Raw genomic sequence first — 14,584 nt, forward strand, 5'->3', positions numbered from 1 at the left:
ATCGTTCAATAAATTCCATTTATATATCTATCATGCAGTAGGAATAGGAATCTAGCAACTGGATTTTGGCTTACAAAACGAATGTTCTAAAAACAGCCAGGAGCCGAATATTCAGTAAAGAATTCATTTTGCGTTTAAAACCGAAACTTTATATGCTCGTTTTTATGACAGATAGTTTTCTTTGGAAAGAGATCTTATTCTCTAACTCGCCTTTAGAGGCTCTTCATATTTCCTTTTTAAAAACAATGTTGGATCCTTTTACCATTTTGTTCCATTACTTAGGATCTTCTCTATTTTTTATGGCTCTGGTCTCGTTGATCTATCTTTGTGTGGATCGTAAGATAGGGATCAGGATGACTTTGGGATTGTTGATCGCCGGCATTGTAAATGGGGCTTTTAAAGCTCTTCTTACGATGCCTAGACCGATCGGTTTACCGTTTCCGTCTGAGCTTGGACTGATGGAGGGTTCTTACGGATTTCCATCTGGACATGTGCAAACTGCAGTGGTGTTATACGGAACATTATTTTTACATATGCGAATTCGTTGGGTGAGAATACTCACTGCGTTTTTGATCTTATTTATGCCGATCTCAAGAATGTATGCAGGACTTCACTTTTTAGGAGATACATTAGGAGGTTTTACTTTAGGAATACTCATATTATTCGGACTAGAGTTCTTGTTCTCAAAAGATCCTGGAATTTTAGAGCCTGGTTTTATAGGACAGGCGCCGGACCAAAAAAGATTGAAGTCACTCGTACTTTTTATTTTGGCTCTGACTGTGCCTAGCATTCTTCTGCATGATCCAAGCCAACCTGAGTCCACGAATAAATCCTGGGAGCAGGTGATCTCTTCTGCGGGAGCGCTCGCAGGTTTTGGGATCGGGATCTTATACAATAAGAGGGCAGGGCTGGATTGGAAATCAGTCGATTCTTGGATCGTATTTTTGATCCGAGTCGGTGTGATCATTCTTGGGATCTTGATCTTTTATTTGGCTCTCGGAAAAATTCTCTCCTCTCTATTCGGGGAAAATCCGGTTGCCAGATACTTTAAGTATGGGATCGTGTGTTACTATATTGGCCATCTCGCTCCCATTCTTTTGAAAAGAATACGCGGAGGCATTTATCTGACTTAACTTCATGCTTCGCCTTGGATCCTCTTTACAGTTCATTTCCGAAAGTTTCGGAAAATTACGGACCTCTGGATTCATTCGTAGCTTTTTTTCAGTAGGGTTTTCCAAGGTAGTCGCCTCCCTACTGAATTTTATCTTCATGGTTTATTCCGTTCGTATCTTGAGTAAAAACGAGAACGGGATTTTCCAATATTACTCCGGATATCTGCCTGTACTTTTAGCTGTGGCCGAATTCGGATTGCCCACCGCATTAGTTCGATTCCTTTCTCCTATGACCGAAGACAAAAGAAAAATTGGAGTGCTTCTTGCATCTTCTCTTTGGGTCAAATGGGCAGCATTATTCCTATTGGTGCTTGTTACCGGTATTGCTGTTTATTTTTTAAAGGAGAATGCGCTGGCTGCATTTCTTCTAGTGTTCGGAAGTTTCGTTCTTTCTTTTAATTCTTATTTCGAAAGTATATTTGTTTCTTTCGGGCAGTATCACGCTCTTTCTATTTGGTATCCTCTTCCAAACTTGATCCGAATTTTGATTTTATATTTAGCGGATCAATTTTCAGATCATGCCTTAGGTCATTTGGATATTTTAGGGATCTTCTCCGTAGCTCCCGTATTTACAATTGTCCTATTCTTCTTATTATTCCCCAGAGGCAAACTACATTGGGCAGGTGATAAGGAAGAAGTCAGACAACAAACCAGAGAGCTCATCTCATTTAACCGTTATGCGTTTTTGGCCTCTTTATTTGCGATCGTATCCGATAGGATGGAGTTATTCTTTTTAAATAAATACCATTCTAACGAAGCAGTGGCTGCCTATGGAGTGGCATTACAACCTTTCAGTGGATTTGTGATCTTATTTTCTGTTTTGAATTCAATGATCTATCCTAAACTCTCTAGGCTTACGGAAAATAAGGAATTCACTAGTTATTTAGGAAAATCCATCTTAGTAGCGGTAGTATTTGCATTGGCTTTGGGGCCTTGGGTGTTTTTAGGAGACTGGGTTTTCTCTGCGTTATTTTCCGGAAAATATCCCGAATCAGTTCCGGTATTCCAGTTATTATACCCGAATTATCTATTCCAATTAGTGTTTTCTCCACTTGGAATGGCATTATTCGCATTAGGCCAGCCTAGATTACTTGCGATACTTGCTTTAGTGAGATTGATCTTCGGATTAGTTTTGGATAATCTTTTGATCCCTGAATACGGGACCATGGGAGCAGCAGGAGCATTTTTCTTGGGACAAATCCCGTCTTGGTTTTTGCTCAGCGGTTATTTTTTAGCGTATTACAAACCTTCTTCCAAACAATCTTAAGATATATTCTAAAATTAGAATATTCTATCTTACTGTTAGATCGCTAATTTAAGTCTGTTTTACTTCAACTTTTTGGAGTTTTTTCACGAATGTGACTTGGTTTCCCTTATCGTTATAAGATAGAGAATCCACATTCATACGAACTAAGAAGATACCTCTTCCGGAAAGTTGGCTTGCATTCGGATCTTGCACTGGATCAGGAACTCTTGCAGGATCGAAACCGTCTCCTCCATCTTCCAGAATAACTGTCACTCTCGTATCATCATAATCCACTTCTACCTTGATCCATTCTTCTTTGGATTCGCAGATTTTATCTACGTAGGAGAAGTAATCATTCTCCTGGAACATCAACTCTTGTTTTTGATGATAGGTGATACGAGCGCAGCCGTGTTCAATCGCGTTCCCAATCAATTCGTATAATGCAACTTTCAGAGATAGCTGGTCTTCATTATGCAGGTTGGGAAGATGGGCTAAAGATCTCAGGATCAAATGAACATATTGATTTAAATTTCCAAGTCTAGGAAGAAGTGCGAACTTCTGTCTAGATTCTCTGACCTGGAACATTCTTTTGTCCACAAGGTCTTTACCGGCATAAAATAAGTTCTTAAACCTTAAGAGTGAATAACGGATCGCCTCCATTCGAAAAGGTTTTAGGAAAAAATCCACCGCTCCTAATCGAAGAGCATTGATAGAGATCTGGATGTCCTGATTCCCTGTGATGACTATAAAAGGAGTTTCCACTCCTTTTTCCCTCAATTTAGTGATGAACTCTATACCGTTCATCCTTGGAAGACGAATATCGGTGATGATAAGATCGAAAGTTTCCGCTTCTGCTAAAGTTAAACCTTGTTCCGCAGTTCCGGCCAGAACGAGTTCGTATTCGCTGCCGAAAATTTCTTGGAACAGATCTCGGATAACTTCTTCGTCATCAACGAAAAGGATTTTCATAATAAATTCCTAATTCAGAACTTCCGAATATTTAAGGGGGCCATTCGGAAAACAAAAGAAAACCCTGGAAAGGTATTCTAGTCAAGAATTTTGTCAGCGGATATTGTCTAGAGAATCAAGAGAATATAAGGATTTTATCCTTTCATCCAAACTTTTTAACTCCGACTTATCAAAAACCGCCAATTTATTTCCTGAAAACCGGAAGATCAAAAATTCGTCCTTATTTTCTGAAATGGCCGCTTTCAAACCTTCTACAGAATCCACGACCTTATCGTTCACGGATTCTAAGATCAAATCTTGGAATTCCTGATAAGCCCTGTTCTTCTCGTCAGGAAATGCTCTGGAAAGTAATACGATACGACTTCTTTCCGGATGAAGTTTTTTAGAATAACTTTCCGCCAAGTATACTAACTTTCTATCACTGGAAGATTTGTATTTTTCTCCGTACTCTTTCAGATAAGTATGAGTAAGTTCGGTAAAAAGTAATCCGCCTGCGATTATATATTTGGGAGCGATCTTGTCCGAACTTTCAGGGATCAAAAAAGAATCTTCATTATAGGGTCTTAGTTGGTAGCGGATCTCTCTTTTTCTACCGTCACGATATAATGATAGAGTGACCCATTCTCCGGAATTTAGATAAGATCCACCTTTGCTGAGTAGGATATCATACAATACTTGTTTTTGTTTAGAGGCAACCGGAGTCCCATTTACAGAAAGAACTGCATCACCAGGAAACAGATTATGCATAGGGCCGATCCCCGGAAGAACTTCCGAAACTACAGCGCCCACGCTACCTTTCGGAAAATAATAATCTTCTTCTGCAGGAGTTAAGGAGCCTTCCGCAGAAAAACCCGGATGAGGAAAAGGAGAAGCGGAGGAAAATCTACTTTGATAAAATCTACGAAGAAGATCAGCACCTGCATTCCAAGTTCCGTCTGTAAATCCGCAAACTTTCTTTCCTGAATATAGAAAACTTCTGGTCCCGTCTTGGTTTTCTTTTCTGGAAAGTTTAGAAAGAGGTAAAATCGATTTAGAAAATTCTAAACTTCCCCATTCGAAATTTGTAAAGAAGGAAGAGCATGTCCCTTGAGTCCTAACTCCTTCTTCCAAAAGAGCAATAGGGGAGGCTTTTTTAGATCTCCCGAAATTTTCAGGTAGAAGAACGATACCAAGTCCTGTATCTAGATCCACTTTTTGGAAATACGCTTTTCTTCCTGCGGATTCTTCCGGATGGATTTCTGCAAATAAAGGAACTTCTCCCGGTTTTAAAAGTGCGAGTGCCGTTCTTTCATCCAAACGGATTGCAGGTATTCTTTTCTGGTATGGAGTTCCTTTTTGGAAAGGATTATGATGAGAATACTTTCTGAAATGGACCAAAAGTGAAAATTCTGAATCAGCTTTGGCCTCAAGATTTTCTAAAAATCCTAAAAGTGAGAAGATCAGAAGGAATATTAATTTAGAAGATCTCATTTTCCCTCCTTGGATTCGTCTGACTTGATATCGAATCTTTTTCTGACTCTTAAGTCTATTGTTCTAACGGTTTTAGCGTCCAACACCAACGGAAGTCCGACACCTCTGAATTTTAAGACCAGGGTCCCGTTGGAGAATTTTTTCCAATAATCCCTAAACTCGGCGATATTCGCAGGAGTTTTTCCATTAATGGATTCTAATATTTTAAAACGATAATTTAGGTATTTGGAGTTAAGAGGGTCCGGGAATAGTGTAGTTAAGATCAGATCTCTTTCTGTAAATTTGAAAAGGTCGTCCTGTATAAAATAACTATAATGGTATCTAAGGGCAGTTTCCACTCTTTGGCTTTCTTTACCGAATAATGCGCGGTTTACGGGTTGGAATAAAAGTCCGGCACCTAAAAAACTGCGGATCTGACGGTCCCTGTATAATTCTAGGGAATCAGTCTTTTTTAACTCGGCTTGGATCTTATAATTTTTTCCATTTCTATAAAAGTATAAAGTTAGTTTTTGTCCCACGAAACCGGGCTCAATCAAGTCTACGATCGTTCTTCCGGTAAATTCCAAAAGACCACCTTCGTTATTCAGATAAGCCTCATCTACCTTATACAAAAAATCATCCGTTTGCAAAACATCCGAAAAGGAAGAGTTCGGATACACCTTATTCACAAGCACACCTTGCAGATTCTGTGGAACTCCCAAATACTTTTTCACAGACTCGGAATTCCCATTTTGGAAAGTAAATCCTACGAATGGAAATCCGTCGTATTGCCCGTCTTGTATATCTTTTAAGAAATGTTGTACCACTTCAGGAGGAATGAGATAAGCGGTATTTCCTTGGATTTGGCTAACTTCGAAAATAATCCCTGCTACTTTTCCATTTTGGATCGCAGGACCGCCTGAATATCCCGGAAGAATATTTGCACCTACACGAATTACTTTTCTATAATCTAAACCGGTAAAAGAATATCTTAATCTTTCCACACGATTGACGAGCCCATTCTCTAGGGTGAGATTTTCCGCACCTTCCGGATAACCTAACATCAAAAGATTACTTCCTAAAGAAGGGGATTCTTCTGCAATTTCCAAAGGTTCTACAGCCGAGAAGAATTCTTCGTCTTCTACGGAGATTAAAGCCAGATCACAGTCGAAACCTATAAATTCCACTTTTGCATTATAATATTTGCTGCTATTAAAACGTTTTACCTTTAGATACTTGGATTCCGAGATCACATGAGCATTTGTTAATATTCTATTTCCTGCGATTATAAAACCTGAGCCCACATCACGGGAAAGGTCCTGGTCCCCGAATTCCAAGGGGTCGCTTGCATCCGGGTAAATATCGCTTCTGACAATAACAACACCGTTCAGTAAGGTTTTAAGATCGGAGTTCCCATTTGTTTGCGAAAAAACAGGAAAACTAAAGATCAGGATGAATCCAGCGCGAAGTATCCAAAACTTATTCATGAAACAACTCCGCGTCGGACCATACAATTTTATCCTTTTCTACCGATTCTAATTTCAATTTTGCCAGGTAACGTGCTCCTTCTTGGAGTTCTTCAGTGGGTTGGTTATCCACTAAAACATTTCCGCTCAGATCTGCTTTGATCCTGATCCAGGAATAAGGAGAATCCGGCAAACAACTTGCCTGGAAAGAATAATACAAAGACTTGTCCCAATAAAAATCCGCATCCTTACCCAAATAAAGAAGAGGGCAAGAAGAATCAAAAAAGATCTCTTTTCCTTTAGGAGTCGGACGATCAATAGGATGTTTTGCGATGCTTAAGAAATATTGCAGACCAAAATTCACAGTCGAGGCTTTGTCCCCGAGTTTTGTTTCCGGATTGGATTTACCACCGGGAGCAGGTTTGGAACTTGCGGCTTTTAAATTCTCCGCAGAAAATTCCAATTCCCAATAAACAGATTTTCCTAACTTAACAGGACCCTTCACTCTGAAAGAATCTATTTTTTCTGGAGAACGTAATCTTTCTTCTCCTGAATAAAAGAAACCGTTCAGTTTTTTCCCGGGACAATCCAAAGATAGATACTGTATTTCTTCAGATTCAGGAAGAGATCTGAACTTACACTCACCAATATGAACGGTCCCATGTTGTTTAAACCATTCTTTCAAAGGTCTTGCATCTTTCTCTTTGGTGTATTTCCTCCAACCTTCCTGAAATTCTTTCTCAGCAAAGTCTCCAATCCTGGAATTTGCTTTTTGTTGAGGTTGTTCTTCTGCGAAACTTCCAGAATCCGGAATAAAAACGGAAAAAAACAATAAAACTCCCAGGCTCACAAAAGAAAGAAGGAGTCTTTTCGTTCTTAAATGGAAAATATTCTGCATCAGGGAAAACATTCTTAATTATTATCGGTTCGGGAAAAAGCGGATTTTACAGATCTGAAAATAGAAGAGGAATTTCCGTAGAATTCTTGCGATTATGTCTCGAATTTCCAAGAATACCAAAAAAAAGTTAAACTCTTAAACGGGACTCTGGAATATGGTTAAAACTAAGAGTAAAAAATATAACGGTATTCATCTTGTCTCACTGGAGTTTTCTTAAAACCGACCTGAACGAAAAGCAGGACTTATTCATCGATTGTCGCTCCCAAGCGCAATATCAGGAATCCACCTTAAAGGGTGCGTATTATTTTCCATTCGTCAAAAAGGCTTTTGCTTCCGATCCGGACTCTTCCAAAAAATTATTGGGTCCAATCGAAGAGATACTAGCTCTCGCTAAAAAAGAAGAGAAGTCCAGGATCTTGGTTTTTGACGAGGGGATGGGGATGTTCGCATCCAGACTCGTTTTCCTTTTGAGATGCGCAGGTTTTCAAAATGCGTTTTTGATCGGACAACGTTGGCCTGTAGATGGTGCAAAAGAAAAAGGTTCTAAAGAATTAGATATAGGACCTTCTTCCAAAGTCCGCAAATTAGAAGGAGTGATAGATAAGGCTTTCTTAGAAAAGAACCTAACTAGACTCCAAATTTTCGATACTCGCACACCGGAAGAATATGATGGAAAACTTCCTCGTTTGACTGCTCCAGAACCTGGAAGCCTATGCGGAAGATTGCCTGGAGCATTCCTCTGGGATTGGAGAATGTTATATGACGCGAACGGTGAACTCGTAGACAAAACATTCTTCAATAAAAAGTTAAGAGGTTTCCCTTTCATGCCGGAAAGGACCACTGTTATCTATGATTATAACGGAGCAAGATCCTCCTTGCTAGCTATGATGCTCAAAGAAGTTGGATACAACGACGTGAATGTATATGTTGGCTCTTGGTTCGAATGGAGAAAATCCAATCTACCTAAACAAGCAGCGAATATTTACGGACAGACTGGCGCAGGAGCTTCTGCACCAAGAGTCGGTGGAACAGATAGGAAAAGTTAAAAAAAGAAAGACTTCTTACGCATCTTAAAAGAACCTCTCGTTAGTTTCTAAGAGGAATAACGATGAGGTTCTTTTTTATTATCAGCATACTATTTGCATTTTTATTGGATTGTGGATCCAGATTTGAAAAAATCTCTCCGTTTTCCATTCCTCCTCAAGAATTCGACCTTGGCAATGGGATCAAAGCAGTATTCCTGCCTACTGAACTATCGTTCATTACTTCTAAAGGTAGAATATTAGAATTTTCCATACAAGATCCATTTCTTTCTTCTGCAAAAGGAGAACAGATCGTAAATTATAGAAAGGCAACATTCAAGATCAAAGATAAGATCTTACTAGAATGTGGATCTCAATCTATCGAAAGTCTTGGATTAGAATCGGGAGCATTAGTACTAAAGGGAAAACTTACCGGAAAAAATTGTGAAACAGGATATTCAATCCGATTCGTGTCCTCTTCTAATTCAGGATTAGATTGGAAGGTAGAAATTTCTAATCCGGAATTAAACCGCACATTTATAAAATTCAAATCGGATGGATCAGAAAGTATCTATGGACTTGGTGAACAATTCTCTCATCTAAATCTAAAAGGAAAAAAACCGTTTTTATTTTCCGAAGAACAAGGAGTGGGAAGGGGAGACCAACCGATTACCTGGGGAGCGGAATTATTAGAAGGAGCCGGAGGAAATGAATACAGCACCTATACCCCTATCCCATTTTTCCTCACTTCTCGGAACAGAGCGTTCTTCTTTGAAAACAGTTCTTATTCCGTTTTCGATTTTGAAAAAGATTCTGAAATCGCGATAGAATTCAGAGAAAGAGGACTTAACGTCAAATCCTGGAAGGCTACAAGTCCTAAAGAGATCTTAAAATTATATACTTCTCATACAGGAAGATTTCCGAATCTACCTGATTGGGCTTATGGAACATGGCTCGGTATCCAAGGCGGAAAATCGGTCGTATTGGAAAAGATAGAAGAGGCAAAAAAAGCGGGAAATCCGATCAGTGCACTTTGGATCCAAGACTGGGTAGGACAAAGAAAAACGGTATTCGGTTCTCAACTTTGGTGGAAATGGTTTCCGGACGAAAATCGTTATCCTGATTTTAAAAATTTCGTAAAAGAATTAAACCAAAATGGTATTCAGGTTTTAGGATATATCAATCCAATGCTTGCCACCGAAGGTCCTTTATTCGAAGAAGCGGTTAAAAATCATTATTTAGTAAAAGATAAAGAAGGAAAAGATTATATAGTTCAAACTGCAGGATTTCCCGCAGGACTACTCGATCTTACAAATCCTAAAACTCGAATTTGGATCAAAAATATCATCAAACAAAATCTAATAGGCAACGGACTCTCAGGTTGGATGGCGGATTTTGGAGAATGGTTGCCAACGGATGCAGTGTTATTCTCAAAAGAATCCTCGGAGATCTATCATAACCGATATCCCGTAGAATGGGCAAGGTTGAACAGAGAAGCCATCCAAGAGGCAGGAAAAGAAGGGCAGATCGTATTCTTCACTCGTGCGGGTTACAGTTATTCCAATAAATATTCCACTTCCTTTTGGGCGGGAGACCAAATGGTAAGTTGGGGAAGACATGATGGGATCGTATCTTCTCTAATCGGAATATTGAGTGGCGGAATGTCAGGACTTACTTTAAATCATAGCGATATAGGCGGATACACTACGATCCCAAGTCCAATTAAAGATTATTTCAGATCCAAGGAATTGTTTTTACGTTGGGCGGAATTAAACGTATTCTCTCCAGTTTTTAGAACTCACGAAGGGAATCGGCCCGCTAAAAACCACCAACCTTATTCTGATCCGGACACAATTAAAGAATTTGCAAGATACGGACAGATACATCTCGCATTAAAAGAATATTTCAAATTTCTAAATAAAGAAGCGAGTGAATCTGGACTTCCAATACTGCGTCCACTCTATCTTTCCTACCCGGAAGATAATAATACCTTAGATCTACAAAACCAATTCTTACTAGGAGAGGATCTACTCATAATCCCGGTTTTAGAAAAGGGAGAAGATTCAGTAAAAGGGTATCTTCCTAAGGGAGAATGGGAGCATGTTTGGACAGGTAAAACATTCCAGGGAGGAGTTTGGATAGAAACACCCGCTCCGCTTGGATCTCCTGCGATCTTCTTGAAAAAGAAGGGCGCTTGGTACGAAAAATTAAAATCTGCACTTTCTAGTTTCAAAAGGAATTAAATAGAGCAGGGTTTTATTTGGATAATAAAACTTCTATACTGTCTAAATAAGAAAGAAGAAGGTCCCTTTGTCAGAATTTAAAGATCCAATCGTACTATTTGATGGAGTTTGCAATTTATGCAACGGTGCAGTGAATGTACTTTTGGATCTGGACAAACATAAAAGATTAAAATTTGCTAGTCTTCAATCTGAATATGCCAAAAAACTAATTCAATCCAAAACCTTGGAGGAAAAGATCCGAGGCATAGACAGTATTCTTTTCTGGGATGGGAAAGAAATCCATATCAAATCCAATGCAATCATCGAGATCTGCGACAAACTGGGCGGTTTTTGGAAAATCCTAAAACTCAGTTATATCATCCCAAGGCCGATCCGAAATATTCTATATGATCTGATCGCAAAAAACAGATACAGACTCTTCGGAAAAAGAGAATCTTGCAGGATGCCTACTCCGGAGCTGAAAGAAAGGATCCTAGGGTAAGGGCGATAGGCCTCTTTCTTCCATTTTCCCCGAAAACAGCCACAAAATCTGGCCATTAAGTGCCTCACCTTATGTCTATAGCATCCCGGTTTCCGGGTTCAACCTCGACGAAACTTTCCCTAAATTTCTGAAAACTTTTCAGTAAGTTCGCATTTTTTCGGGACTCTATATGTGACACCTTGCAAAAACGCAGAAAATCTATTAAAATATGCTAAAAATTGATAAAATAGAGATTAAAATAATTAATTTCATTAGGATTCGGTCGGATTCGTTTGATATCGTCAATTCCCCTGGATTTGGGTGGAGAAAAATCCTTGTCCCAAGATTATGGACCAGGAGGATAGGTTGAACTTTCGGAAATTTACTGCCGATCTTAAAAGCAAGACCCGTTTTTTAAGAGAATTTTTGGCGGCGCAAAAAGGAAAGAACCAAATGAAAAGAAAAACTATTCTTTCGCTAGTCGGCGCATCTGCACTCATATTCCTTTCCTGGAAATCTTTCGCAAATACATATTTGGAAGAAGTAAAGGTTGATAACCAATTCATCCAAACCTACCAATCTAGAGAAGGGATCTGGATCGTTCCTGGAAAAGTAAAAGAATCCTTAGAGGATCTTTACCATAAATTCGGAACCTCAGAAAGAGAAGTTCGCCTTCTGAACGGCATCCATGACAGCGGAAAGATCCAAAACTCTGAGCCAGTATTCTTCCCTTATAACGCAAATTATACACGCAATCTACTATTAGAGGACAAAGGAAGAGAGATCTTCACCTCTGATGCACGTGAATTGATCTGGCCTTTAAGCTTTAAATATTCCAGAGTTACTTCCAGATTGGGAAGACGTTGGAATGCGTTGCATGCCGGCGTGGACATTGCTTGTCCGAACGGATCCGTAGTGATCGCAGCGGCTGATGGAGTTGTTACAGATTCCAAAAGAGATGGTGGATACGGACTTAGAGTAGTTCTTTCTCATCCTCAAATCAATGGGATCCAGACATTATACGCTCATAATTCTCTTCTTTTCGTAAAACAAGGCGATAAGGTTAAAAAAGGACAGGTGCTTGCCCTTTCCGGTAATACGGGACATACGACCGGGCCTCATGTTCACTTCGAAGTTCGTTACCAAAACGTTGTTCTGAATCCTGAACATTATCTTCCTCCTTTCTTAGCGGATAAAGAATCCCAAGTTGCGATCGCAAAAGAAACCATCCAACAATAATCACATTGTTCTCTAATTCCGACTGGTCTTCCGAAATCTTTTCCTATTTAGAAAAGAACCTGACTGGTCGTAAACTTCAAACAGCTCTATTCGATTTTGATAATACTCTTGTCCGAGGTGATTTCGGAGAAGAAGTCATGTGCGAACTCTTGCAAGCAGGAGTTCCTTGGATCGAGTCACTTTCTCCTTTTTTTCCTGAGCCTAGTCTTTCCGAAAAAATGGAAACTTTGCGTAAGACAGATACAAAAAGTTTTATGGATGAGGTTTGGAAATATTATGAATCCAAGATAGAGAAAGAAGGACTCGGTGTAGCATATAGATGGTCCACATGGATCTTTTCCGGCAGATCTACCAAAGATTTACAGGATACTGCAAGACTCGTTTGGGAAAATCACCAAAAAGATATGAGTTCTAAAGCGGTCCAAGCATTTGCTCCCATGTCTGAGCTTGTTAAAGAACTAGAGAATGCCGGAACTAAAATTTGGATCGTAACCGCTTCTCCTGAACCCGTGATCCAATTAGTTTCTGAGAAATGGGGGATTCCTAAGGAGAATGTTCTTGGTATGAGACTGGTCGAAAAGAACGGGATCTTAAGCCACGAGTTGATTGAACCCTTTACCTACGGGATCGGAAAAGTAGAATTCCTCAATCTTGCTAATGGAAACCGAGGATACGATATTGCATTCGGAGATTCTGAAAATGATTTTCCTATGCTTTCTCACGGAAGATCCAACGGTATATTTTTGGATAGGGGCAAGAAGAAGGTCCCACCGACAGGAACTTTTATCCAAAGTGTTGTGGACTGGAAGACAATTCCAAAACCGCTTATCTGACTTTCAAATACTCAGGCATTTCCGGAAGTTTGTCTTCCGTCCAGATCCAATCTCCGACTAAGGACACAATTGGCGCCTTCTCACCTTCTAAAATTTTTAATAAGGCAATTTTCAAATCTTGGAGTTCCGTGATCCTATATGGAATAGAAGGAAAATTTTTTCCGAAACTTTCATTTTCCTTTTGTTGTATATAATCAATGAAGAAGTCTCCGAACTTTTTGCCTGAGGCCTTTTGCTCTTCCATCAATTTTTGTAAGTCAGGATGAGGAGAAGATTTTGCAAGTCTTTGCAGAATGATCGTGATCCCTCTAACACTTTGGCTGAAAAATGTTCCTGCACGGATGATCTTTCTGGAATCCGGTTTTTGGAGGGCCCATTCTTCCATTTTCTTTTTGATGAATGCTAATGAACCGTAGAAGGTAAGTAAGTGAGGAAGATAATAATAAGCGGAATATCCTACCGTAATTTTAGGATTTAATTTTTTCTCAAGATCCAACATTGGGTCTAAACAGAATTTTGCCGTGGCGATAATATCTTCGTCGGGTGTTTCGGACACCGGGTATCCTAAATTTCCCCTGGCTGGTGTATAGATAAACAAATCTATCTTTGTATTTTCTTTATTTAAGAATTTTTGAATATTCGAAACTGCTTCTTCCGGTTCTTCTAATTTGATAAGTGGAATTGTTTTGTCGGATCCTTCTACCTGAGATTCTCCGGAAGTAGTGGAGTAGATCTTCCAAGTTTGTCCTGTTTTGGAGGAATATTCTCGGATCGCTTCGATGGCACTATGACCTGCTGCTCCCGATCCGCCTATGATCAATGCTATAGACTCACTCATTTTCGCCTCCGAGAAATGAGGACCAGCTTACTTATTCTGGGAATCGTATGCCAGAAAAAAAGCGCATGTAAGGTTGAAAATCCTCAGGGGGATCTGAAACAATTTTTATATCTTCCTCGAATTCATTTTTGAATTTTAGAAGATAAGAATGTAATAAAAAACGTTTTGGTTTAGAAACTAAATTTTTAGCAAAAGGATCACCGTAAGTTTCATCACCTAAGATTGGAGTTCCGATAGAAGATAGATGAAATCGGATTTGGTGCCTTCTTCCCGTAACTAATTTTGCGGCAATCAAGGAGAGATTTTTCTCCTTTGAATAGGAAAGAAGTGTAAAATCGGTGATCGCTTTTTTACCACCGGAACGAACTGAACTTACCTTTCCTTTTCCATCTTTCAAGAAGCATTCGATCCTGAATTCTTTCTCTTTTGGAATTCCAACACAAACAGCCAAATAGGTCTTTTCTGAATCTGCTAAGATCGAATCGGCTTCCTTGTTTTTGGATGGTTCCTTGCAGAATAATAGGATGCCACTTGTATCACGATCTAGTCTGTGAAGTAGTCTTAGATCCGGCTCCTTCTCCTGTTGCCGAACAAGATCTTCCAGGTTCGGACGATTTGGATCGAATGTAGCATGAACTGGGATCCCTGCCGGTTTTTCTACAGCGAGTAGGAACCCCTTCTCATACCATTTATGGATTGGAGTCTTAGGGAGCTGGAATTTGGGCTTTGTTTCGCTCATAGACTCCTTC

13 protein-coding genes are annotated in these 14,584 nt (G+C 39.5%); 7 read left to right on the top strand and 6 right to left on the bottom strand.

Translation table 11 applies throughout. The features are described 5' to 3' along the window. The first annotated feature begins 128 nt into the window (after nt 1-128). Entirely contained in the window at nt 129-1,133 is a 1,005-nt protein-coding gene (locus tag EHO65_RS17375; RefSeq protein WP_135775811.1) for a phosphatase PAP2 family protein, read from the top strand. A 4-nt stretch (nt 1,134-1,137) separates the two neighbouring features. Next, nucleotides 1,138-2,439 (top strand): oligosaccharide flippase family protein, encoded by a 1,302-nt coding sequence (locus tag EHO65_RS17380; RefSeq protein WP_135775812.1) that lies wholly within the window; start codon nt 1,138-1,140, stop codon nt 2,437-2,439. 48 nt (nt 2,440-2,487) lie between these two features. On the opposite strand, the gene EHO65_RS17385 is transcribed toward EHO65_RS17380, so the two are convergent. The 4 genes from EHO65_RS17385 to EHO65_RS17400 form a co-directional block, all read right to left on the bottom strand. Beyond that, complete coding sequence (locus EHO65_RS17385) at nt 2,488-3,387, bottom strand: ATP-binding response regulator (protein ID WP_135775813.1); 900 nt, start codon at nt 3,385-3,387, stop codon at nt 2,488-2,490. A 93-nt stretch (nt 3,388-3,480) separates the two neighbouring features. Beyond that, on the bottom strand, nt 3,481-4,857 hold the full coding sequence (locus tag EHO65_RS17390) for a PDZ domain-containing protein (RefSeq protein ID WP_135775814.1): 1,377 nt from the start codon (nt 4,855-4,857) through the stop codon (nt 3,481-3,483). Next, nucleotides 4,854-6,323 carry a S1C family serine protease gene (locus EHO65_RS17395; RefSeq protein ID WP_135775815.1) on the bottom strand — a complete coding sequence of 490 codons (1,470 nt, stop codon included), beginning with the start codon at nt 6,321-6,323 and terminating at the stop codon, nt 4,854-4,856. The genes EHO65_RS17390 and EHO65_RS17395 overlap by 4 nt, the downstream gene beginning before the upstream one ends. Then, the gene (locus tag EHO65_RS17400; protein WP_135775816.1) at nt 6,316-7,200 is read right to left on the bottom strand and encodes an LIC11113 family protein; all 885 of its coding nucleotides are present in this window, start codon (nt 7,198-7,200) and stop codon (nt 6,316-6,318) included. Before EHO65_RS17400 ends, EHO65_RS17395 begins: the two co-directional genes overlap by 8 nt. Nucleotides 7,201-7,394: 194 nt before the next feature. Between EHO65_RS17400 and EHO65_RS17405 the strand changes: the two genes are divergently transcribed. The 5 genes from EHO65_RS17405 (at nt 7,395) to EHO65_RS17425 (ending at nt 12,997) form a co-directional block, all read left to right on the top strand. Further along, on the top strand, nt 7,395-8,246 hold the full coding sequence (locus tag EHO65_RS17405) for a sulfurtransferase (RefSeq protein WP_135775817.1): 852 nt from the start codon (nt 7,395-7,397) through the stop codon (nt 8,244-8,246). Between the two features lie 62 nt (nt 8,247-8,308). Beyond that, entirely contained in the window at nt 8,309-10,465 is a 2,157-nt protein-coding gene (locus EHO65_RS17410; protein WP_135775818.1) for an alpha-glucosidase, read from the top strand. Nucleotides 10,466-10,532: 67 nt separating this feature from the next. Continuing rightward, on the top strand, nt 10,533-10,946 hold the full coding sequence (locus EHO65_RS17415; protein ID WP_135775819.1) for a thiol-disulfide oxidoreductase DCC family protein: 414 nt from the start codon (nt 10,533-10,535) through the stop codon (nt 10,944-10,946). A 432-nt stretch (nt 10,947-11,378) separates the two neighbouring features. Continuing rightward, a complete protein-coding gene (locus EHO65_RS17420) occupies nt 11,379-12,164 on the top strand; it encodes a M23 family metallopeptidase (RefSeq protein WP_423789939.1) in 786 nt (261 codons plus the stop codon). 5 nt (nt 12,165-12,169) lie between these two features. After that, on the top strand, nt 12,170-12,997 hold the full coding sequence (locus EHO65_RS17425) for an HAD family hydrolase (RefSeq protein ID WP_135775821.1): 828 nt from the start codon (nt 12,170-12,172) through the stop codon (nt 12,995-12,997). Here the strand turns inward: EHO65_RS17425 and EHO65_RS17430 are convergent. Both EHO65_RS17430 and EHO65_RS17435 read right to left on the bottom strand, forming a co-directional pair. Beyond that, the gene (locus tag EHO65_RS17430; RefSeq protein WP_135775822.1) at nt 12,990-13,835 is read right to left on the bottom strand and encodes an SDR family NAD(P)-dependent oxidoreductase; all 846 of its coding nucleotides are present in this window, start codon (nt 13,833-13,835) and stop codon (nt 12,990-12,992) included. The genes EHO65_RS17425 and EHO65_RS17430 overlap by 8 nt on opposite strands. Before the next feature lie 31 nt (nt 13,836-13,866). Further along, nucleotides 13,867-14,574, bottom strand: coding sequence for an RluA family pseudouridine synthase (locus tag EHO65_RS17435; RefSeq protein WP_135775823.1), 708 nt, complete (start codon nt 14,572-14,574; stop codon nt 13,867-13,869). Nucleotides 14,575-14,584: the final 10 nt, after the last annotated feature.

Source organism: Leptospira andrefontaineae, assembly GCF_004770105.1.
GTDB lineage: Bacteria > Spirochaetota > Leptospiria > Leptospirales > Leptospiraceae > Leptospira_B > Leptospira_B andrefontaineae.